Raw genomic sequence first — 21,292 nt, forward strand, 5'->3', positions numbered from 1 at the left:
GGCGTGACACGGCTCCGCGTGTGGATCGCGCTGGCGCTCGGCCTCGGCCTCGGCGCGGTCGCGTACCGCTGGGCCGCGCACGATCGGCCCTTCGACGCGCCGCGCGCGCGCCGGTCGCGTGACGCCGGCGTGGCCACGCGCGCGCCGGTCGCGCCGGTCGTCGCGGCGACCGCGCCGCGGGGGCCCACCCTGCCGATCGCGGTGATCGACGCGCGGGCCGGGACCGCGCTCGCCGACGTGACGCTCACGCTGCGGCGCGCCGACGGCGGGGGCGCGATCGTCGTGCTCACCGCGACCACCGACCCCCTCGGGCGCGCGGCCCTGGCCCTCGGCGAAGGCCGCTGGCAGGTCGCCGCCACGCGCGGCGGCGCGCCGCTGGTGCTGACCGACGCCGAGGACTGGACCGTCGGCGCGGCGCTCGATCCCGAGCTGATCGTCCGGGCGGTGCCGGCCGCCGAGGTGCCGCCGCCGCGCGAGCTGCCGCCGGTGCCGCCGGGCGCCGGCGCGCTGGTCGGCGAGGTCACGCTGGCCGGCGCGCGCCCAGCCGATCTGATCGTCACGCCGATCTTCCTCGGCGACTTCGGGCCCGGCCACCCGGTCGTGCGCGATCGCGTGCCGCAGCCGACGCCGCTGCCGCCCCGGCGCTTCGTCGGCACCGGCGGGAGCTTCCGCTGGGACGGCCTGGCCCCCGGCAGCTACGCGGTCCTCGTGGTCGCGCCCGATCGCGGCGTCGCGCTGGTGCGCGCGATGGTCACGGCCGACCTGGCGGGCAACGCGTCGAGCGCGCTGGCGCCGGCCGCCGGCGTCGCCGGGCGCGCGCTCGACGATCGCGGCGCCGAGCTGGCCGGGGTCGAGATCGTCGTCTGGGTCGGCGACCTGCGGCTGGCCGCGGTCACCACCGACGCCCACGGCACGTTCCTGGTGCCCGATCTCCCGGCCGGCCCCGCCAAGCTAGTGGCCAGCCGGCCGGGTTGCATCGGCGATCGACCGACGCTGACCCTCGTCGCCGGGCAGCGCGCGATGCAGCCGCTCGGCCTCCTGTGCGGCGACGCCGCCGGGCCGTGATCGTGGCGCGCTAGTACCTCGCCGCAATGAACTTGACCGGTTGAGGACGCCGATCCATCGCCGATCGCTGCGTTGAACCTCCTCGAGTTCCAGCGAGGAGCCCGTCGTCGGTTCGCCTTGCGCTCGGCGCGCCTCGACGCCCGCAACCGGTCAGATCCACTGCGGCGAGGTACTAGAGCTCCGACCGCGTGCTTGTGATCCGTCCACGGCGTCGAGGCGCGCCAGGGGCAAGGCGAACCGACGACGGGCTACTCTCCGTAACTCGAGGAGCTGCAACGCAGCCCATGGAGATGCATCGGCGGGGTTCTCACAGGCGCGAAGCGACCTGAAGGGATCGTGGCGGTTCAGAATCACGCGGTCGGAGCGCTAGAGCGCCTCGAGCACCAGCGAGATGCCCTGGCCGCCGCCGATGCACATCGTCACCAGGCCGTAGCGCTGCTTGGCGCGGCGCAGGCCGTAGGCGCAGGTCAGGGTCAGGATCGCGCCGGTGGCGCCGAGCGGGTGGCCCAGCGCGATCGCGCCGCCCTCGGGGTTCACCGTCCCGGCGTCGATGCCCATCTCGCCGAAGTCGCGGATGACCGCGAGCGCCTGGGGCGCGAACGCCTCGTTGAGCTCGACCCGCTCGATGTCCTTGCCGCTGATCCCGGCGGCGGCCAGCGCCCGCTCGGTCGACGGCACCGGCCCCCAGCCCATGATCCGCGGGTCGCAGCCGGCGACGCCGACGCCGGCGAGCCGGGCCAGCGGCTTCGCGCCGTGCTTGGCGGCGTCGGCCGCGGTGCCGATGATCATCGCGCCGGCGCCGTCGACGACCGCGCTGGCGTTGCCGGCCGTGACGATGCCGCCGGCCTCGAACGCCGCCGGCAGCCGGCCCATCTTCGCCAGCGACACGTCGTCGACGATGTGGGTGTCGTGGACGACCTCGAACGGCTCGGCCGCGCCGTCCTGCTGGACCGTGACCGCGACCGTCTCCTCGCGGAACGCGCCGCGATCGCGCGCGGCCTTGGCCCGGGTCTGCGACCGGAACCCGAACGCGTCGGCCTCGTCGCGGGTGATGCCGTACCGGCGCCCGAGCTCCTCGGCGGTGTTGGCCATGGCCATGCCCGCCGACGGGTCGTACAGGCTCATCAGCAGCATGTCCTGCAGGTGGGTGCCGGCCGGCAGGGTCTTGGTGTCGATCGGCCCATACTTCTGCACGGCCTCGCCGATCTTCTTGCCGCGCACGCCGTAGAGCGTGAACGGGTACTGCATGCTCTCGGCGCCGCCGACGACGATGAACGGGCGGGCGTGGTCGTGGCGCAGCCCGCCGAGGATGATCTCGGCGCCGACCGCGACCGCCTCGGCGCCGCTGCCGCAGATGCGCGCGACGGTCAGCGCCGGCACGGTCTGGTCGAGGCCGCCGCGCCAGCCCATGCCGCGCGCGGCGTAGATCGAGTCGCGGTGGCTGTGCTGGGCCATGCCCATGACCACGTGGCCCACGAGGCCGCGATCGAGCTGGGTCTGCGCCAGCGCGCCGGCGATCGCGAAGCCGCCCAGCTGGGTGGTCGAGAACCGCGCGAACAGGCCGGGCTCGCGGTTGTTGACGAGGATGTCGGCGCGCGGCGTGCGCCGCCCGCCGTCGAGGATCACGATGGTGCGATCGTCGGTTGCCATGGTGGTCGCTCCTCTACTCATGCAGGAAGGCGGCGGGGACGCGCGGCCCGTTCTGGGTGAAGTTCTTCATGCCGAGGTCCATGTCGACGGTGGCCTTGCAGCGGCCGAAGCCGTCGGCCTCGAGCGCGAGGCCCTCGGCCAGCGGCAGCGCCAGCCCGCGCCGCAGCACGTCGCAGACGATCGCGTCGATCGCGAGCGAGCGATGGCCGAGGTCGACCGCCGGCAGCCGCGCCGGCACCGGGATCGGCTCCGGGTTCACCGGCGCCAGCTTGACCTTGCCGGCGAGGTGATCGGCGATCAGCGCCTTGGCCGCGCCGAGCACGTCGGCGGCCGGCGCCCCGTGGGCCCAGCCCCAGGCGCAGGCCTCGGCCGCGCCGATCGACGCGCCGGTGCGGATCAGCCGGGCGGCGCGCTCGACGCCGATCAGCCGCGGCAGCCGCTGGGTCCCGCCGTAGCCGGGGATGATGCCGAGGTTGACCTCGGGCTGGCCCAGCACCAGCTGCGGGCCGACCACGCGCGCGTGGCACGCCATCGCCAGCTCGGCGCCGCCGCCGAGGACCGGGCCGTCGAGCGCCGCCACCACCGGCTTGCCCAGCGCGCTGATCGCCGCGAAGATCGGGTGGGTCGTCAGGCACACCGCGCGGCAGGCCTCGACCGACGGCAGCGCCGCCAGCTCGTTGATGTCGGCGCCGGCCAGCGCGCCGTCGTAGCTCGACAGCACGACGCCCTTCACCGTCGGGTCGGCGCCGAGTTCGGCGAAGATCGCCCCGAGCTCGCCGATCGTGGCGGCGCTGAGCGCGTTCTTCACCTCGGGGCGGAACACCCGCACGACCGCGACGTCGCCGTCGCGCTCGACCAGCGTGTTGGGGCGCACCGGCGCCAGCGCCTGGGCGGCGATCGTCGCCGGCACCGGGAACCCGGCGTGGTCGCGCGCGAACCGGGTCACGAGCTCGTGCACCCGCGCCGCGCCGTACTCCTGGGCCAGCGCCAGCAGGCCCTTGCGGAAGCCCAGCGCCATGCGCGTCAGCCAGTCGAGCTCGGTGGCCGCGCAGGTGCCGGCGTCGAGGACCGCGAAGGTCCGTCCGAACAGGACCGCGAGGATCCGATCGAGCACCGTGCGGCCCAGCGCCGCGTCGTAGCGGCCGTCGACGGCGGCGCCCTTGGCGAACCACGGGCTGTTGCCCTGGGTGGTCAGGATCGCCGGCGCGCGGAACCACGGCGTGCCGGTCGGCGCGTGCTCCATCAGCTCCTGGCAGTGCGCGGTCAGGAGGTTGCCGCGGGTCGCGTCCATGACGTTGAACGGGCCGCCGCCGCCGATCGCGTCGTTGACGATGCGATCCACCTGGGCCGGCGTCGCGAGCCCGGCCTCGACGATGCGCGCGGCCTCGCTGATGTAGTTGCAGAAGATGTCGTCGGCGGCGAAGCACTCGACGTCGGCGGTGAGGATCGGCACCTTGCCGAGCCGCTTCATCGTCGCGATCATCTGCGCGCCGAGCGCGGCGTCGCCCGATAGCACGATCTCGATCGGCAGCGCCCGCCAGGCCGGGAAGAACGGGTGGTTGACGAAGCAGCGCGCGGGGTGCGTGGCCTCGGCCGCGATCTGCGCCCGCGGCAGGCCCGAGGTCGCGAAGCCGATCAGGCAGCTCGGCGCCACGACCGCCTCGAGCTTGGCGAGGATCGCGCGCTTGATCGTCAGGTCCTCGGACGCGGCCTCGAGGACGTAGGTGCAGTCCTTGAGCGCGCCGAGGTCCTGGGTCGGCACCAGCGCGGCCTCCATCGCCTGCGCCACCTTGGGCGCCAGCTTGCCGCGGGCCACGCCCTTGCTCGCGTAGCCGCGGATCCGCGCCACGCCGGCGTCGAGCGCCTCCTGCTTGATATCGACCAGGTAGACCTTCGCGCCGGGCTCGCGCGCGATGGCGGTCAGAAACCCGTAGGCCAGGTCCGGGCCGATGGATCCAGAGCCGATGACACCGACGATCATGCGATGACTCCTCGCGTCGTGTGGGTGGCCGCCGTCGCGGCGGTCCACGTGCGGTGTACCAGGAAGCGCGCCCACGTGGCCAGGCATCGCGCGGCCCGCGACCACGCGACCGCGCGTCGCTGTGCGGTCCTGTCACGCTCGGCGCGACGGTGTCGCCGGGCATCGCGCGCCCGCGTCGCTGCGCGTACCCTCGATGGCGATGGCAGGCATCGCGCCGCCTGCGCCGCGCCGCGGTGCGTACCCTCGATGGCGGTGTCGGCGTCGCGCCGCCCGCGCCCGCGCGCCCGCGTGTCGCTGTGCGGTCCTGGCACGCTCTGCGTCCGCGCCGGCCCAACCAGTGGATCGTGAGGCTCCCTCCTGGCCGCCCGCGTGGGTACCCTGCGCCGCGATGTCCTACGAGTTCCTGTCCGAAGAATGGTTCGCCCAGGTCGACGCGCTGATCGCCGCCGCCGGCGATCTCGACCTACCGCCGGCGCACAAGGCGGCCAAGATCAACGTGACGATCACCGGCCCACGCGGCGACACCCAGGTGTTCTTGCAGGACGGCGTCTTCGCGCGTGGCCACCAGGCCGCGGCCACCGCGATCACCCTCGCCGCCGACCTCGCCCGGAAGATCTTCGTCGACGGCGACGCCGCCGCCGGCATCGGCGCGTTCCTGGCCGGCGAGATCACGGTCGACGGCGACCTGGCCCAGCTGGTCGCGATGCAGACCGCCGAGCCCAGCGCCGCGCAGCTGCGCCTGGCCCAGCAGATCGCCGCGATCACCGCGTAGCGCCCGCGCTCGTGGCGGCGCGGGTCGCGGCGGGTGGCGGGTCGCGGCGGGTCGGATCGCGGCGGCGGCCCCTCCTCGACGACGGCGCCGATCGGACCCGGCTGCGATGGCGCAGGCTCGACGCCCGCCGCGCCGCGCGGTCAGCTCACGGGCCGCCCAGGGCGCGCAGCAGATCCGAGAAGTTGCCCTGGCCGCCGTTGACCGCCTCGAAGAACGGGTCGACGACCGCCTCGATCACCGCGCGCTGGGCCTCCGCGTCGGTGATCGTCTTCTTGAAGATGTACTCCTGCGCGATCGTGATCGACCAGTCCTTCGACAGCGCGAGCTTGAGCTCGAGGGTGATCTTGACGCCGCCGGGCACCGCGGCGCCCTTGAAGGTGGCGGGCCCCCAGCTCAGCTCGGGCGTGAACGTGGTGGCGATCTGGCCGGTGTTGCGGTCGTACTCCATCTTGACCCCGGCGGCGCTGAACGACGCCTTGCCGCCGGAGTCGGCGGCGAAGGTGAACGGGCCGACCTGCGCCGCGCCGCTGACCTTGCCGGTGCTGTCGACCGCGCCCGACACCGGCCCCACCTTGCCGCCGACCTCGACCTTCGTCCCGTCGGTGCCGGCGGTGAGGTCGCCGTCCTTGATCGTGATCTTGAACTTGCCGTCGCTGCCCAGCGACGACGAGCCGAACGGCGTCGCGAGCTTGATGGTGGTCGTGCCGGTGGTCACGTCGACCAGGGGCAGGTCGCCACCCATCCGGGTCAGCAGCGGCTCGGGCAGGCCCCAGTGGTTCTCCTCGCTCGGCCCCTTGGGCCGGCAGACGCCCACGCACGGCCGGATGGGCACGGTGACCTTGTCCGGTTCGCCGTCGTGATCGCGATCCTCCTCGGGCGACAGGTCGGCGCCCTGGGCCACCGGCGCGCCCGCGCTGCGGGCCGCGCGCGGCGCTGGCATCGCCAGCAGCTCGTCGATGTCGAAGCCCTGCACCACGTCGGCGAAGGCGTCGCCGCGTCGGTCGGCCTCGGCCTCGAGCGCGGCGTCGGTGTTGACCGGTGTGCCGCAGGCCTCGCCGGTGGCCTCGACGCGGCCGTCGCGTTGCTGCGCCACGTGGGCGAGCTCGTGACCGATCAGCGCGCGCCCGGCCTGTGCGTCGGGCTGGAACGCGCCGCTCGCGAAGTGCAGGTCGTCGCCCCGGGCGAACGCCTGGGTCCCGAGCTGCTCGGCGGCCCCGTCGTGGTGCACGCGCACCGCCGAGAAGTCGTGGCCAAACTCGGCGCCGGCGGCCTGCGCGATGGCGGCCGGGAGCGGGGCGCCGGTCGAGGGGCTGGGCAGCTGGCCGCCTCGGGGCGCGCCGCCGCGCTTGGCCTGGGCCGGCAGGTCTGCGGTGAGCGTGCGCTTGCCAGGCGCCGGCCCCGACCACGACCCGGCAGCGCCAACGGGATCCTGCGACGCGTAGCGACGATGGAACATGGACCAGGCAATCGCAAGCGATGTGCCACGGCCCACGCGGCCTACGGGCGCGTCGGGCCTGGGTTTGGCCACGGCCGTCGGGACCTCGAGGGCCCGGCGCCCGCGGCCGGTGGGACCTGCGGATCCCGCACCCGCGATCGCGATCACACCAGCTCGATCCAGACCTCGTCGCCGACGACGACCGCGCGGTAGCGGCGCAGGAGCAGCGAGCGATCGTGCTAGCGCGGGCGGGCACGGTGTCGAGCTTGCAGGAGCACACGCTGATCGCTGCGGAGGTTGGTGACGCCCGCGGCCGTCGATGGCGCGCGGCGCGCCGGCGTGGGCCCGTGGTAGGCTGACGCCGGCATGCGGCGGGCCCCAGCCTCAGAGGAGCCGACCCCGGCGGTCGGCCCCGGCGCGGGCGCGATCGGCGCCGCCGTGCTGCTCGTGGCCGGCGAGGGCACGTTCGCGACCCACGTGCTCGGCGATCGCGACCTGGTGATCGGCCGGGCCGATGGCTGCGACGTGCAGATCGATCACCGCGTGTTGTCGCGGCGCCACGCGATCCTGCGCCAGGGGCCGCCGCGCACGATCCAGGACCTGGGCTCGACCAACGGCACCCGGGTCGCCGGCGAGCAGCACCGCGGCGGCGCGCCGGTGCGGCTGGCGGCCAACGACAGCTTCCACATCGGGCCCTTCTCCTTCGTCTTGGTGGCCGGCGTCAGCGTCGACGACCGCTCGCTGTCGGCGCGCGACGCCACCCGCATCATCGATCCGACGCCGGCCGGCGTGCCGCGCCTGGTGCGCGACGTGGCGGCGACGTTGACCAACGTGGTCATCCTGGGCGAGACCGGCGTCGGCAAGGAGGTGCTGGCCGAGACGGTGCACGCGCTGTCGGGCCGGCCGGGCGCGATCACGCGCATCAACTGCGCGGCGCTGAGCGACACGCTGCTCGAGAGCGAGCTGTTCGGTCACGAGAAGGGCGCGTTCACCGGCGCCGCCGCGCAGAAGGCGGGCCTGCTCGAGTCCGCCGACCGGGGCACGGTGTTCCTCGACGAGGTCGGCGAGCTACCGCTGTCGGTCCAGGCCAAGCTCTTGCGCGCCATCGAGCACCGCGAGGTGCTGCGCATCGGCGCCACCCGGCCGGTGCCGGTCGACGTGCGCTTCATCGCCGCCACCAACCGCGACCTGCCCGCCGAGGTGACGGCCGGGCGGTTCCGCCGCGACCTGTTCTTCCGGCTCGACGGCATGACCCTGGTGATCCCGCCGCTGCGCGAGCGCGCGCGGCTGATCGGCCCGCTGGCGCTGGGCTTCCTCGAGGCCGCCGGCAAGCGCGCCGGGGGCCACGCCCGGCTCGACGGCGAGGTGCTGGCTGCGCTCGAGGCCTACGCCTGGCCCGGCAACGTGCGCGAGCTGCGCGCGGTGATCGAGCGCGCGGTGCTGCTAGCGCGCGCCGGCACGATCGGCGTGCGCCACCTGGCGTTCACCCGTTCGCTGGCGGCCGACGCGCCCCCGTCGGTCGCGGCACCGGCCCGCGCCCGCGCGGCCACGGTCGCGACCGATGACCCAGCCGTGATCGGGCTCGACGCCGAGCAGCTCGCCGAGCGGGCACGCATCATCGCCGCGCTCGAGGACTGCGCCGGCAACCAGACCCGGGCCGCGCGCGCGCTGGGCATGGCCCGCACGACGCTGGCCAACAAGCTCGGCCTGTACCGCGTCCCGCGCCCGCGCACCTGATTTCCCGAGGGGTGGTCGCCGAACCCTCCCCCATCGGGGGCAAGCCCCGATGAGGGCCCCCACCCAGGACGCGAACTCCCGGGGCGTCGACCGAAACGCTACAAGCTCCGATCTGAACCCCGCGCCCGGGCGTGGCGGGCTCGGTCATCGCCGCCCGCGCGCGCGTGCGGGCCGTCGCGCGAACGGGTTGCCGGACGATCTGTCAGGACGATCTGACCTGACCCGGTGGTCACACGACGACGGCCCGAGCCTCGACGGGCACTTGGGCCGGCGACGGTGGCTGGCGTGACCGTTGCTGAGTCCTGCCCCATGTCCTACCGGTTCGATCGCGAGCACGAGGGTCCGCACGACTCCGCCACCACGTCCCGGGGCGCGCCCGGGAAGCGCTCCCTCACCGATCGCCTGCAGCGCAAGGCGGCCGACGCCGCGGCGCCCCCGAGCGCGGCGCCACCGCCGCGGTACGTCGACCCGACGCTCAGCGATGCGGCGTTCGTCGATCAGCTGCTGGCGATGCCGGTGCAACGCCGCGCGGTCGCCGACCCGGGCCCCGACGTCCACGCCCTGGCCGCCGCCGGGACCGCGGGCGCCGGCGGCCCGCTGCCATTCCTCGAGCAGATCCAGGCCGCGTTCGGCCACCACGACGTGAGCGGGGTGCGCGCGCACACCGACGGCGCTGCCGCCGCGGCCGCCACCGGTATGGGCGCGCAGGCCTTCGCGACCGGCGACCACGTCGCCTTCGCCGGCGCGCCCGACCTCCACACCGCCGCCCACGAGGCCGCCCACGTCATCCAGCAGCGCGCCGGCGTTCACCTCAAGGGCGGCGTCGGTGAGGTCGGGGACGTCTACGAGCAGCACGCCGACGCCGTCGCTGACGCCGTGGTGCGCGGCGAGAGCGCCGCCGAGTTGCTGAGCGCGAGGGTCGGCGGCGGTGCCTCGAGCGCGGTCCAGCGCGACGTCGGCCCCCAGGCGACCGGCGACGCGAAGGCCGACGCTGGGGCCGACGGGTCACTGACGATCACCTCCGCCAGCCGCCTGGCGGAGAACGCGTACCGGCGCCTGTTCAAGAACCAGCAGGCCGGGTTGACCCGCCTCGGCGCGGCGCTCAAGAAGGACTCCGCGCCCAAGAAGTCGCTGCTCGGCGACCTCGCGGCCGGCGTGGTCGGTGGCGTCATCGGCGCCGTGCTCGGCCCGGTGGGCGCGGGCGTGGTGGAGTTCGCCGAGTCGAAGCTGGCGAAGAAGCTGATCGAGAAGCTCGCCGACGTCGTGAAGGACAAGGCGGTCGACATCGGCAAGGAGAAGACCAAGGAGCACTTCGAGGGCAAGAAGGAGACCGACGCGGCGGACAACTTCGTCGAGGCGCAGACGCTCGCGATCAACGACGCCGAGCACGGGGCGGTGCAGGAGCTCATCAAGCACACCGACGAGCTCGGCCGCGTCGCGAAGGGCCCGGAGTCACTCGCCGGCCTGGCCACCGGGATCGATGCGCGCGCCCCTGCCGCCCCCGATCTCCAGGCAGCCCAGGCGGCCGGGGCCTGGACCCGCGCCACCGCGGGGCGCCACGCGACCGCAGGCGCATGGGCCGATGACGTCGCCGGCCAGGACCCCGAGAAGGGCGCGATCGAGATCGAGTGCAGGCACGAGCGGGGCGCAGGGATCACGATCACGGGCTCCAACTGGCGCGGCGTCGGTCGCGAGACCGAGGGCGTGGTCGAGGAGCACGGCAAGGCGACGATCGGCGACCTCGGCGCCACGCTGCGCGTCACCGTCGCGGGCTATGGCGGCAAGGGGCGGTTCGAGATCACCCCCGGCGGCGGCCAGGCCTGGGTGCCGGAGAACTCGGTGGGCCAGGATGCGCTGTTCGCCGCAGCCGGAATGATCGAAGACCGCCTGGATCCCGCTATTCGCAAGGAGAGCGCGATCAAGGCGGCGAAATACATCGCCTACCTCATCAACCAGCAGTCGGTCGCCGCGCTGAAGTTCGGGAAGTGACCAGCTCGCCGGCTCCACCTTGACGCCCTCGACCAGGCGGCGGCGGCGATGAGCCGGGCGTCAGGGGCGCGGCGCGTCGAGGCGCGCGAGGTTGCGCTGCCACATGGCGACGTTGGCGGAGTCCATGCCGGTGCGATCGGCGATGGCGAGGAGGTCGCGGTAGATGGCGGCGGCGGCGGACCGGCGGCCGGCGTCGACCAGGATGTCGGCGACGGTGGAGCGGAGAGAGAGCAGGACGCCGTCGTCGGGCGCCAGCGCGGCGGCGCCGAGCGCGACGGCCCGCTCGGCGTCGGCGATGGCCTCGGCGTGGCGGCCGAGGTAGGTGAGGATGGAGGCGCGGGTGGAGATGGCGAGCGCGGTGTCGACGGCGTCGGGGTCGCGCCGCATGCGGACGCGGACGGCCTGGTCGGCGGCGGCGAGCGCGTCAGGGTACGTGCGCTGGTCGCGCAGGACCTGGGCGACGTCGAGGTAGACGCCGGCGGCGTCGGCGGTGTCGGGGCCGAAGGCGCGATCGTAGAGGACGATGGCCTCGCGCAGGGGTGGGAGCGCGGCGTCGTGGCGCCCGGCGTACCAGTGGGCCTCGCCGAGCGACTGCAAGAGGCCGGCGAGCTGGGACGCGACCGGTGAGCCGGGCTGGTCGGCGCCGGCGCGCTGCAGCAGGCGGCGGGCCTCGTCGAGATCAGCGAGCGCGCCGTCGGTGTCGCCGGCCGCGGTGAGCACGTCGGCCTCGTTGGTGAGGACCTCGGCGCGGACCAGCGGCGGATCGCCGGCGCGGGCCGAGGCGGCGCGGGCCGCGAGCATCATGACGCGGGCCTGGTCGGGTTGGCCCTGGAACTGGGCGGTCAGGCGGCCCATCAGCGACCAGGTCTTGGCGGCCTCGACGTCGTCACCACCGCGCGACGCGACCTCGGTCAGCTCGCGGAGGAACGCGAGGCCGCCGGGGATGTCGCCGGTGACGACCGCGATGCGCCAGCGCAGCGCGAGCGCGCGCGACAGCGTGAGCTCGTGGCCGAGCGTGCGGGCGCGGGCGATGGCGGCGTCGGCGCGGGCGGCGAGCCCGTCGGTCACGCCGGCGCGGCGAGCGTTGTTGGCGGCCTCGACCTCGGCGAGGATGGCCGTGGCCTCGGCGCGCGCGGCTGGCGCCTCGGGCAGGTCCTGGGCCGCGAGCAGCGCGTCGGGGTCGGCGCAGCCGTCGAGCGCCGCGACCGTGGTGGTCGCCTTGATCGCGCCCTCGAGCGCGGCGGCGTCGCCGGCTCGCTCGAGCGTGCGCACCGCGCCGTCGAGCCCGACCAGCCAGCGGTCGAGACACTTCATGCGGGCGTCGAGCACCGTGTCGGACTGCCGGTTCTCGACCTTGTTGGCGCGGCAGGTCTCGACGAACATGTCGCGCCACGCTGGCGCCGCGCGATCGAACACCGCCGCCGCCGCCGCGTGACGGGCCGCGCCGTAGGTCGGATCGATGGCGGCGAGATGGGTGGCGAGCGACGCCCTGCGGGCGGCGCCCCACACGACGGCGAGCCGCGCGTCGGGCGGCGCGCACACCGCGGACACGTCGTGGCCGCCGCGCCCGGCGACGAGCACCGCGCCGCTCGCCGACAGCACCATCGCCGCCGCGCCGCCCAGCACCCAGGCGCGGCGCCGCAAGGTCATCCGCTCGGTGATGGCGTCGAGCAGCGCCGCGACGCTGGGCCAGCGCTGCGCGGGCTCGACGGCGAGCCCGCGATCGAGCAGCGGCCACAGCCAGGTCGGCACCTGGCGCTCCGAGCGGGCCGCGCCCTCGCGGCGCTGCCCGGCGATCACCGCGGCGCGCAGCTCGTCGGCGGTGTGGCCGTCGAACGGCGCCTGGCCGCCGAGCGCGATCCACAGCGCGACACAGAACGCGAACTGATCGCTGCGGGCGTCGACCTCGCCGCCCAGCCACTGCTCGGGCGCCATGTACTTCGGGGTGCCGATCACGGCGCCGTCGACGCTGAGGCTGTGCCCGGGGTCGGCGGTCGGCGAGGCGTCGACGCGCACGCCGCTCTCGGCGAGGCCGAAGTCGCTGACCCGGGGCCGCCCGTCCTTGCCGATCAGCACGTTCTCTGGCTTGAAGTCGCGGTGGACCAGGCCGGCGTCGTGCGCTGCCTGCAGCCCGCGCCCGGCGGCGATGAACACGGCGACGATCTCGCGCCAGCGGCGCTCCTCGTCGACGAGCCAGGCCTTGAGCGTGCTGCCGTCGATCAGCTCCATCGCGATGAACACGTGCTCGCCGGCGCGGCCGACCTCGTACACCGTCACCGCGTTGGGGTGCGCGAGCTTGGCCATCGCCTGGGCCTCGCGCTGCAGCATCACGCGCGCCTCGACGCCGGCGCCGCCGTGGCGCAGCACCTTGATCGCCACCTTGCGGTCGAGCTCGGGATCGAACGCGCACAGCACCACGCCCATGCCACCGGCGCCGAGCGCCCCGAGGACGACGAACCGCCCGACGGTGCCGCCCGGCGCCATCGCCGCGGCGCCGCTCGACGGCGGCCGCGCCACGCCCGCGCCGGACGCGTCCTGCATCGGCATGGTCTCGTCGCCGCTCGCCATGAGGCGAGCCTAGCGCAGCGGCGCGGCACATCGGGAGCGCCACGAGCGCCGCGGTCGCATCGGCCGCACGGCCGCGGGCGCACCCGGGCGTCAGCTGGGTCGGAAGCGCGCGCGCCGCGGTCGCCGCGGTCGCATCGGCCGCACGGCCGCACGGCCGCGGGCGCACCCGGGCGTCAGCTGGGTCGGAAGCGCGCGCGTGCGGACGGACGTCGGGGAGGTGGCGAGCCGACGTGGGCTCAGAGGTCCGTCCCCTGGTGAGCGCCGAGGACTTCGGGCCGTGGCGCGAGCTCGTGCTCGGGCTCGACCGTCGGCCTGACCGGCGTCACACCAGCTCGATCCAGACCTCGTCGCCGACGACGACCGCGCGGTAGCGGCGCAGGTTCAAGGACCGATCGTGCAAGCACGCGCCGGTGCGCAGGTCGAAGACGTAGCCGTGGCCGGGGCAGGTGAGGCAGCCGTCGGCGAGGTCGACCTCGCCGTCGGCGAGCGCGACGTCTTCGTGCGGGCACACGCCGGCGGTGGCGATGATCTCGCCGCCGAACACGCCCGCGAGCACGGGCCAGGTGACGCCCGCGACGGTGAACGCCACGAGCGCGTCGGTGGGCAGGTCGGCCAGCCGCGCCAGGCGCACGCGCAGCACTAGCGCGCCGTCGCCTCGACCCCAGGTCGAAGGCCGCGCACTAGAGCCGGCCTCGCTGGCGCGGGTCGAGGCGATCGCGCAGGCCGTCGCCGAGCAGGTTGGCGGCGAGCACGACCCAGGCGATCGCGAAGCCGGCGGCCAGCGCGTAGTGGCGGAAGCCGGGCTTCCACAGGAACGACGTGCCCTGCTCGAGCATCGCGCCCCAGGTGTGATCGATCTGGGGGCCGAGCCCGAGGAACGACAGCGACGCCTCGGCGGCGATGACGTTGCCGAAGCTGAGCGACATCTGCACCAGCAGCGGCGCGATCAGGTTGGGCGCGATGTGGTGGAAGAGGATCCGCGGCGTCGACGCGCCCAGGGCCCTGGCCGCGATGACGTAGTCGCGCTCGCGCAGGGTGAGCACCTGGCCGCGGGCGACCCGGGCGTAGCCGACCCAGCCGTTGGCGCACAGCGCGATGATGAAGATCGGCAGGCCCGGCCGCGCCACGACCGCGACGATCGCGATGTTGAGCAGGAGCCCCGGGAACGCCAGGAAGATGTCGACGACGCGCATGATCACCTCGTCGACGACGCCGCGCGCGTAGCCGGCGACCATGCCGATCGTCACGCCGATCGACGCGCTGATCGCGACCACGATCACCGACAGGATCAGCGCCTCGCGGGCGCCGTGCAGCAGCTGCGACAGCGTGTCGATGCCGCTCTTGTCGGTGCCGAGCCAATGCGCCCACGACATCGGCGCGTACATGTGATCGAGATCCATCGCGCGGGCGCCGACCGGGTACGGCGCCAGCCACGGGCCGAACAGGCCGAGCACGATGAACACCGCGACCATGATCGCGCCGACCCACACGCTCGGTGACCACTGCTTGAAGCGCACGCCGCTCACGCCCGCCGCACCCGCGGGTCGATCAGCCCGTAGGCGACGTCGACGGCGATGTTGACCAGCACGTACGAGCCGGCGATCACCAGCACGCAGCCCTGGACCACGGGGTAGTTGCGCTCGCGGATCGCCGCCAGCAAGAGCGAGCCCAGGCCCGGGCGCGCGAAGATGTTCTCGATGATGATCGACCCGGACAGCAGGCTGCCGAACTGCAAGCCGGCGACGGTCACGACCGGCATGATCGCGTTGCGCAGCGCGTGCTTCCAGACGACGACGCGCTCGGGCAGGCCCTTGGCGCGCGCGGTCCGCAGGTAGTCCTCGCCCAGCACCTCGACCATCGCCGAGCGGGTCATGCGCGCGAGCATCGCCATCAGGTGGGTGCCGATCGCGAACGCCGGCAGGATGATCGCGGCGGGGCCGATCTCGAACAGGCCCGGCAGCCAGCCGAGATCGACGAAGAACAGCAGCAGCAGCAGCGGCCCCAGGAGCATGTTCGGGATCGCGATCCCGGCCAGCGCGCCGATCGCCGCCAGCGTGTCGAACCAGGTGCCGCGCCGGAGCGCCGCGTAGATGCCGAGCGGCAGCGCCATCACGATCGCGAACGCGAGCCCGACCAGGGCCAGCGCCACGGTGTGCGGGAACGCGTCGGCGATCAGGTCGGCCACCGTCGGCTTGCCCTCGGGATCGGGGCACTGGTGGCCGAGCGTGCGGTCGGCCACCTGCCCCATGAAGTTCACGAACTGCTCGGGCAGCGACACGTCGAGGCCCATGCACTTGACGATCTTCGCGCGCTGCTCGGGCGTGGCCTCGCCGCCGGCCAGGTGATCGACCGGGTCGCCGGGGATCACGTGCAGGAACAGGAACACCAGCAGCGACACCCCGAGCATCGACAGGATGCCGAGGCCGAGGCGTCGGAGGATGAAGGCGCCCAGCGGCACGAGCGGGCCGAGCGTACGCGGCCGGCCGGGGCTTTGTCGATCGCGTCGACGCCCCGCTGTTCCCGCTGCGCAGCGCTCGGTGGCGGACCGCGCGTCCGCGGCCGGCCGGGGTTTCGTCGATCGCGTCGCCGCCTCGCTGGTCGCGCCGCGCCGCGCTCGGTGACGGACCGAGCGTACGCGGCCAGCCGGGGCGTCGTCGATCGCGTCGCCGCCTCGCTGGTCGCGCCGCGCCGCGCTCGGTGACGGACCGAGCGTCCGCGGCCAGGGGGGTTCACGCGCACCACGGCGGCGCCGTCGGCGTCGGCGTCGACGGTGCAGCGGTCGCCGGGGCGGACCCACGCGTGCAGCCCGCGGACCTCGGCCGCGACGGCCAGATCGTCGGCCCGGGCGATCGCCGCCGCCGCCGGCGTGGCCGCGCCCTCGACCACGATCGCGCCGGCCGCGCGCGCGCACGCGACCAGCGCCACCAGGCCGCCGACGCGCTCGCCGATCCAGATGCCGCCGGGCGGCAGGGCCGCGGCGTCGCTGGCCATCACGCCCAAGAGCACCAGCAGGTCCTCGACCTCGGCCGCGCGATCGAACGCCGGCGCGTGGCCGTGGGCCGCGGCCACCTTGAACGGCGCGCGCGCGTAGTCGCGGGCCACGGTCGCCAGGCCCGCCACCGTCGGCGGCGCCGCGGCGACCCGCTCGTGCAGCCGGCCGTCGAGCAGGAGCAGCTCGACCTCGGCCAGCGCCACCTGCGCGTCGGCGTCGCCGTGCTTGCGCAGGCGTCGGCGCGCGCGCTCGAGATCGGTCGGCAGGCGCGCCAGGGCCCCGGCGATGTCGAGGTCGCCGCGCTCGCCGAGCGCCGCCAGGGTCGGCAGGATCGTCGCGCGCGCGACCGCCGAGCCCGGGGCCACGGTGACGCCATCGAGCCGCGCGCCTGGGCCATCGCCGCGCGCCCGAACCGGCGCTCGACCGCGAGCGTCACCGGCGCCGCGAGCGCGGTCGCCAGCGTCACCTCGGTCGGCGTGAACCCGGTCCGGGCCCGGCGCTGCAGCACCAGCACGCCGAGCGCGCGGCCGCCACCGATCAACGGTACGCCCAGGTACGCGGGGAACTGCTCGCCCAGGCCCGGCACCAGCTTGAAGTGGCGCTCGTCGGGGCCGACCGCGACCGACACCGGGCGCAGGCACTCGGCGCACAGCCCGGTCAGGCCCTCGCCGAAGCTCAGGCGCACCGCGCCGATCGCGCCGGGCGGGAAGCCGTGGTTGCCGCGCATGACCAGGCGGTCGACGCCGTCTTCGTCCGGTTCCCGGACGTACGCGCTGACGACGTCGACCTCGGTGATCGCCGCGAGCTCGCGGCACATCGTCGTCAGCGCCTGCTCGAGCGGCGCGTCCTCGCCGGCGACCGCGATCAGCCGCAGGATGCCGTCGACCGAGCGATCACCGGCGTGGTGGATGTGGACGGTGGCCGGGCGCGAGGTCATGCCCCACCATGCCACCCCCGTGTTTCGCTGCGGTTTCCGATCGCGTCCACCGCCCCAGGCGGAGATCCTGGTCCTCAAAGCTGCCGAGGTAGGCGAGAAGGCACCACTGATCCTGGGATGTTGACCCATGCGCTGTCCCCAACGCTGAGGGCCCCAACGTTGACGGGCAGGGCAAAATCGTCAGTGATCCTAGGTATTTGCAACCAAGGGGCCGGTCCCCAACGTTGACGCGGTAGGGCAAAAACGTCAGTGATCCTGGGTATTTGCGACCCAGGAGCCGGTCCCCAAAGCTGACGCGGCAGGGCGAGACTCGCCAGTGATCCTGGGTATTTACGACCCAGGAGCCGCTCCCCAGAGTTGAAAAATAGTCAGCAAGTTTAGGTATTTACGACCCAGGAGCCGGTCCCCAACGCTGACGCGGTAGGGCGAAAACGTCAGTGATCCTGGGAATTTACGACCCAGGAGCCGCTCCCCAACGTTACCCAGGAGCCGGTCCCCAAAGCTGACGCGGCAGGGCGAAAATCGCCAGTGATCCTGGGTATTTGCGACCCAGGAGCCGGTCCCCAAAGCTCGCTCGTCGGTTCCGGAATCAACCCGGCGCGGGCGCGCAGAAGCCCGGGAGATCCGAGCCCAGGCGCTCGCCCGGCTTCGGCACTGGCTCGCCGCCGTGCGACATCATCAAGGACTCGTCGCGGCACTCGTAGCGGTCGCGACAGTCGCCCGAGCCGCTGCAGGTGCGCATGCAGTACCGGATCTCCGAGGACCGCGGCACGCACTGGCCGCGCAGCGTGCAGACCTCGTCGAGGGTGCAGTCGTCGGTGGTCAGGTCCTCGGTCGCCAGCACGCACGGCTTGTTCGTGAACGACGCCGAGTAGAACCGCACGCACACCGCCTCGTCCGGGCAGGTGTTCCAGTCGCAGCCGAGCTCGGTGCAATAGCCGCCGGGCGACTGCTGGTCGCAGATGCTGGTCTGGTCGGTGCCGTCACCGCAGTCGAGGCTCGACGAGCACTCGTCGCCGATCTCCTTGCCACAGGCGGCGGCGAGGACGAGGACGAGGACGAGACCGAGGCGGGTCATGCGGGCGCGCATCCTAGCAGGGTTGACGGTGGACACAATCGCGGACGGCCGGCTTGGCCGGCGGAGGTGCGAGGTTGGACTGCGGGGCCGCCCAGGTGGTTGCCCCGGCCCAGCCGCTGCCGTAAGTACGCGGCATGCGAGCCGTCATCCAGCGCTGCCGGCGCGCGTCTGTGACCGTGGCCGGCGCGGTCGTGGGTGAGATCGGTCACGGGCTGGTGGTGCTGCTGGGGGCGGGCAAGGGCGACGGCGACGACGACCTCGGCTACGTGGTCGACAAGCTGGTCAACCTGCGGATCTTCGCCGACGACGACGGCAAGATGAACCGGTCGGTGCTCGACGTGGCCGGCGGGGTGCTGATGATCTCGCAGTTCACGCTCTACGCCGACGTGCGCAAGGGGCGGCGGCCAGCGTTCCTCGACGCGCTCGACCCGGGTCCAGCCGAGGCGCTGTACGAGCGGGCGGTGGCGGCGGTGCGCAGCGCCGGCGTCGCGCAGGTCGCGACCGGCGTGTTCCGAGCCGACATGCAGGTCGAGCTGGTCAACGACGGACCGGTCACGATCATGATCGACTCGCGCCGGCAGTTCTGACCGCGCGCGGGGATCCCGAGCCCCTTGGCCGGGGGGCGTGTCCCACGCGCGCCCGCGCGGACCCGCGCAGGTTTCTGAAACCCCGGCGGGCGGCGTGTGTCCCACCGGCGATGAGGCTCCTCGCGATCGCCGCGCTCGCGGCCGGGTGCGCCACCGGCGCGCGTGGGCCGGGGCGGGCGCGCGCCGGCGACGACCTGCCACCGCCGGGCGCCCGGATCGCCGCCGAGGGGACCGCGTCGGGCCTGGTCGCGGGCTCCGCCGGCGACGGCGTCGGCGAGGTCTGGCGGTCGCCGGCGGTGATCGAGCGCAAGCGGGAGATGCTGCGGGCGGCCATCGAGCTGTCCGACGGGCGCGATCGCCTCGAGCTGCGGATCCAGCTGTTCGAGCTGCTGGTCGACCCCTCGGCCGGTGACCGCGGCGCCGAGGCCCTGGCGCTGGGCGCCGCGCTGCTGGCGGAGCCGGGCTTCGCGGCCGTCGCGACCGCCGATCAGGTGCTGGCCGAGTACGCCGAGGCGTTGCGGCGGGGCCAGCGCGCGGGCGATGTGCCGGCGATCTGGCGGCGCTTGATCCGCGACTACCCGAGGTCGCGCTGGGCCGGCACCGCCTCGGTCGCGCTCGGCGACGACGCGTTCGCGGCGAACGATCTGACCACGGCGGGCGCGATGTACGAGCGCGCGCTGGGCGATCCGCTGGTCGGCGCGTACGCGCGCTACAAGCGGGCCTGGGTCGCCTGGAACCGCGGCGACCTCGAGGCGGCGCTCGCCGACTTCGTCGAGGTCGCGCGGGTCGGTCGGGAGCCGCTGCGCCGGGAGGCGCTCAAGGACGTCGTGCGCGCGTTCGCGGAGGTCGGGTCGCCGGCGCAGGCCGAGGCGTTCTTCCGCGCGCTCGATCGCGCCGGGACCCCGACGATGCTGCTGCGCCTCGCCGCGCACTACGCCGACGTCGGCAAGGACCGCGACGCCGCGGCGACCTACGCCCTGGCGCAGCCGCAGCTCGACGACGCCGGCGCGTGTCGCGCGCAGGTCGGCCTGGCCGCCGCGGTCTGGCGGAGCGGGGATCGCGCGCAGGCCACCGCCGCGCTCGCCGCGCTCCAGTGGCGGCGGGTCGACCCCGCCTGCGCCGACGAGGCCGCGGCCCTGGCCAAGACGGTCGCGCAGGTCCTCACGCGCGAGGTGCGCGCGCTGCGGAGCGATCCCACCGACGCGATCGCGGCGTGGATCGTCGTCCGGACCCTGGCGCCGGCAGGCCCGCGCCGGCGCGACGCGGCCACGGCCGCCGCGACCCTCGCGCACGAGCACGCCACCGCGGCCGCCACCGCCCTCGCGTGGGCCGCGGCCGCCGACGCGTCCTACGAGGCCGCGGTGGCGGGCGACGCGGCGGCCGGCGACGCGGCCCTCGACGCCTGGCGTCAGGCGGTCGCGCTCGATCCCGCGCTGGCCGGACGGGCCGCGGCCGGGCGGGCGTTGCTCGAGCGGCAGCGGGCGCGACCGCGCGCGGGCGCGACAGGCGAAACGCGGTAGTGTCTGCGCCGATGCGCGCCCGCTGGTTCGTCGTTGTGCTCTCGATCGCGGCCTGCGGTGGCGGCCAGGTCACCAACCCTGGCCTGGTGGTGCCGACCGGCGGCAAGGTCGAGGCCGACTACCTCGAGATCGAGCCCACGGCGCCGTTCGCGAAGCTGTTCGTCAAGGGCGCGCGCTGGCAGTTCCCGCTCGCGGGCTGGACCGGCAAGGGGCCGGCGCCGGTCATCACCTGCGAGGTCGGCGCGCAGCGCGCGTTCGAGAGCGCGCGCCTGGGCTTCCTCACGTGCACGCCCGATCGCGAGCTAGGCCCGATCAGCGGCGGGCTGCCGCGGTTCGGCGTGATCGCGACCGCCAAGGGCCTGTGGTTCACCGAGCACCTCACGGTGGTCACGCCGCTGCCCGACGACGAGGCCGGCGCGCTGGCGTGGACCGTCGCCGAGCCGATGCGCCTGGGGACCGCGCCGGCGCCGGTCACCTACGAGGCCCACGCCGAGGCCACCGACACGCTGCCGGCGATCGCCGGCGGCATCGAGGCGTTCGCGCTCGGCGACGCCGGCACCTGGTGCCTCGCCACCGAGAACGCCGCCGAGGCCGACGCCGCGCGCACCGTGCTGTGCGTGCGCGCTGACGCGGGCATCGTCGGCGGCGGCGTCGCCACCGCGTCGCAGGGCATCGTCACCTCGGCGCTGACGTTCGGCGAGGCGCCGCCGCCGCCGGTGTCGCAGCCGTTCGCGACGCGCCTCGACGTCAACGTCGAGACCGTCAAGCTCGACGCGCCGGGCAGGGGCAAGCGCGCGCCGCTGGTGCTGACCGCCGCCGTCGACAGCGCGCAGCCGATCGCCTACGAGATGTCGGGCCGCGCCGTGTCCGACGACGGCACCGGCAAGCGGGTCGAGGCCGATCAGCCGACGCTGACGCTGCGCGGCGCCGCCAGGTGGTCGCGATCGAGCTCAGGCGGTCACGGTGATCGTCCGGTCCAAG

At 74.6% G+C, this 21,292-nt stretch carries 15 protein-coding genes and 1 pseudogene; 6 read left to right on the forward strand and 10 right to left on the reverse strand.

The genetic code is table 11. The features are described 5' to 3' along the window. The first annotated feature begins 3 nt into the window (after positions 1-3). Positions 4-1,065, forward strand: coding sequence for a carboxypeptidase regulatory-like domain-containing protein (locus tag IPL61_28985; protein MBK9035245.1), 1,062 nt, complete (start codon positions 4-6; stop codon positions 1,063-1,065). 366 nt (positions 1,066-1,431) lie between these two features. On the opposite strand, the gene IPL61_28990 is transcribed toward IPL61_28985, so the two are convergent. Further along, the gene (locus IPL61_28990; protein MBK9035246.1) at positions 1,432-2,715 is read right to left on the reverse strand and encodes a thiolase family protein; all 1,284 of its coding nucleotides are present in this window, start codon (positions 2,713-2,715) and stop codon (positions 1,432-1,434) included. A gap of 13 nt (positions 2,716-2,728) precedes the next feature. After that, positions 2,729-4,696: a 3-hydroxyacyl-CoA dehydrogenase/enoyl-CoA hydratase family protein gene (locus IPL61_28995; protein MBK9035247.1), complete on the reverse strand. Its 1,968-nt coding sequence runs from the start codon at positions 4,694-4,696 to the stop codon at positions 2,729-2,731. Between the two features lie 388 nt (positions 4,697-5,084). Here IPL61_28995 and IPL61_29000 point away from each other — a divergent pair, with 388 nt between their 5' ends. Continuing rightward, the gene (locus IPL61_29000; protein ID MBK9035248.1) at positions 5,085-5,468 is read left to right on the forward strand and encodes an SCP-2 sterol transfer family protein; all 384 of its coding nucleotides are present in this window, start codon (positions 5,085-5,087) and stop codon (positions 5,466-5,468) included. A gap of 145 nt (positions 5,469-5,613) precedes the next feature. Here IPL61_29000 and IPL61_29005 read toward each other — a convergent pair whose 3' ends face one another. After that, on the reverse strand, positions 5,614-6,924 hold the full coding sequence (locus tag IPL61_29005) for a DUF4157 domain-containing protein (protein MBK9035249.1): 1,311 nt from the start codon (positions 6,922-6,924) through the stop codon (positions 5,614-5,616). Between the two features lie 345 nt (positions 6,925-7,269). On the opposite strand from IPL61_29005, the gene IPL61_29010 reads away from it, so the two are divergent. Together IPL61_29010 and IPL61_29015 are read left to right on the forward strand one after the other, a co-directional pair. Beyond that, positions 7,270-8,640, forward strand: coding sequence for a sigma 54-interacting transcriptional regulator (locus IPL61_29010; protein MBK9035250.1), 1,371 nt, complete (start codon positions 7,270-7,272; stop codon positions 8,638-8,640). Between the two features lie 302 nt (positions 8,641-8,942). Continuing rightward, positions 8,943-9,576: pseudogene (locus tag IPL61_29015) on the forward strand (DUF4157 domain-containing protein). Positions 9,577-10,689: 1,113 nt separating this feature from the next. On the opposite strand, the gene IPL61_29020 reads toward IPL61_29015, so the two are convergent. The 7 genes from IPL61_29020 to IPL61_29050 all read right to left on the reverse strand — a co-directional run bounded on the left by IPL61_29020 (position 10,690) and on the right by IPL61_29050 (position 18,204). Then, complete coding sequence (locus tag IPL61_29020) at positions 10,690-13,197, reverse strand: protein kinase (protein MBK9035251.1); 2,508 nt, start codon at positions 13,195-13,197, stop codon at positions 10,690-10,692. 322 nt (positions 13,198-13,519) lie between these two features. After that, positions 13,520-13,837 carry a Rieske 2Fe-2S domain-containing protein gene (locus tag IPL61_29025; GenBank protein ID MBK9035252.1) on the reverse strand — a complete coding sequence of 106 codons (318 nt, stop codon included), beginning with the start codon at positions 13,835-13,837 and terminating at the stop codon, positions 13,520-13,522. Between the two features lie 40 nt (positions 13,838-13,877). Continuing rightward, the gene (locus tag IPL61_29030; GenBank protein MBK9035253.1) at positions 13,878-14,723 is read right to left on the reverse strand and encodes an ABC transporter permease; all 846 of its coding nucleotides are present in this window, start codon (positions 14,721-14,723) and stop codon (positions 13,878-13,880) included. Then, a complete protein-coding gene (locus tag IPL61_29035; protein ID MBK9035254.1) occupies positions 14,720-15,649 on the reverse strand; it encodes an ABC transporter permease in 930 nt (309 codons plus the stop codon). Before IPL61_29035 ends, IPL61_29030 begins: the two co-directional genes overlap by 4 nt. After that, entirely contained in the window at positions 15,562-16,299 is a 738-nt protein-coding gene (locus tag IPL61_29040) for a hypothetical protein (GenBank protein MBK9035255.1), read from the reverse strand. Before IPL61_29040 ends, IPL61_29035 begins: the two co-directional genes overlap by 88 nt. Beyond that, a complete protein-coding gene (locus IPL61_29045; GenBank protein ID MBK9035256.1) occupies positions 16,188-17,126 on the reverse strand; it encodes a GAF domain-containing protein in 939 nt (312 codons plus the stop codon). Before IPL61_29045 ends, IPL61_29040 begins: the two co-directional genes overlap by 112 nt. Before the next feature lie 589 nt (positions 17,127-17,715). Next, positions 17,716-18,204: a hypothetical protein gene (locus IPL61_29050; GenBank protein ID MBK9035257.1), complete on the reverse strand. Its 489-nt coding sequence runs from the start codon at positions 18,202-18,204 to the stop codon at positions 17,716-17,718. 134 nt (positions 18,205-18,338) lie between these two features. On the opposite strand from IPL61_29050, the gene IPL61_29055 reads away from it, so the two are divergent. Both IPL61_29055 and IPL61_29060 read left to right on the forward strand, forming a co-directional pair. Further along, positions 18,339-18,791: a D-tyrosyl-tRNA(Tyr) deacylase gene (locus IPL61_29055; protein MBK9035258.1), complete on the forward strand. Its 453-nt coding sequence runs from the start codon at positions 18,339-18,341 to the stop codon at positions 18,789-18,791. Between the two features lie 110 nt (positions 18,792-18,901). Further along, positions 18,902-20,311 (forward strand): hypothetical protein, encoded by a 1,410-nt coding sequence (locus tag IPL61_29060; protein MBK9035259.1) that lies wholly within the window; start codon positions 18,902-18,904, stop codon positions 20,309-20,311. The last annotated feature ends 981 nt before the right edge of the window (positions 20,312-21,292 follow it).

Source organism: Myxococcales bacterium, from assembly GCA_016717005.1.
In the GTDB taxonomy this organism is placed as follows: Bacteria; Myxococcota_A; Polyangia; order Haliangiales; family Haliangiaceae; genus UBA2376.

What these genes read in the sequence shown, in the direction of transcription:
- IPL61_28990 (MBK9035246.1), bottom strand. Translation starts at nt 2,715, where the DNA reads ATGGCAACCGACGATCGCACCATCGTGATCCTCGACGGCGGGCGGCGC.
- IPL61_29010 (MBK9035250.1), top strand. Translation starts at nt 7,270, where the DNA reads ATGCGGCGGGCCCCAGCCTCAGAGGAGCCGACCCCGGCGGTCGGCCCC.
- IPL61_29060 (MBK9035259.1), top strand. Translation starts at nt 18,902, where the DNA reads ATGAGGCTCCTCGCGATCGCCGCGCTCGCGGCCGGGTGCGCCACCGGC.
- IPL61_29055 (MBK9035258.1), top strand. Translation starts at nt 18,339, where the DNA reads ATGCGAGCCGTCATCCAGCGCTGCCGGCGCGCGTCTGTGACCGTGGCC.
- IPL61_29020 (MBK9035251.1), bottom strand. Translation starts at nt 13,197, where the DNA reads ATGGCGAGCGGCGACGAGACCATGCCGATGCAGGACGCGTCCGGCGCG.
- IPL61_29000 (MBK9035248.1), top strand. Translation starts at nt 5,085, where the DNA reads ATGTCCTACGAGTTCCTGTCCGAAGAATGGTTCGCCCAGGTCGACGCG.
- IPL61_29005 (MBK9035249.1), bottom strand. Translation starts at nt 6,924, where the DNA reads ATGTTCCATCGTCGCTACGCGTCGCAGGATCCCGTTGGCGCTGCCGGG.
- IPL61_29050 (MBK9035257.1), bottom strand. Translation starts at nt 18,204, where the DNA reads ATGACCCGCCTCGGTCTCGTCCTCGTCCTCGTCCTCGCCGCCGCCTGT.
- IPL61_29045 (MBK9035256.1), bottom strand. Translation starts at nt 17,126, where the DNA reads ATGACCTCGCGCCCGGCCACCGTCCACATCCACCACGCCGGTGATCGC.
- IPL61_28995 (MBK9035247.1), bottom strand. Translation starts at nt 4,696, where the DNA reads ATGATCGTCGGTGTCATCGGCTCTGGATCCATCGGCCCGGACCTGGCC.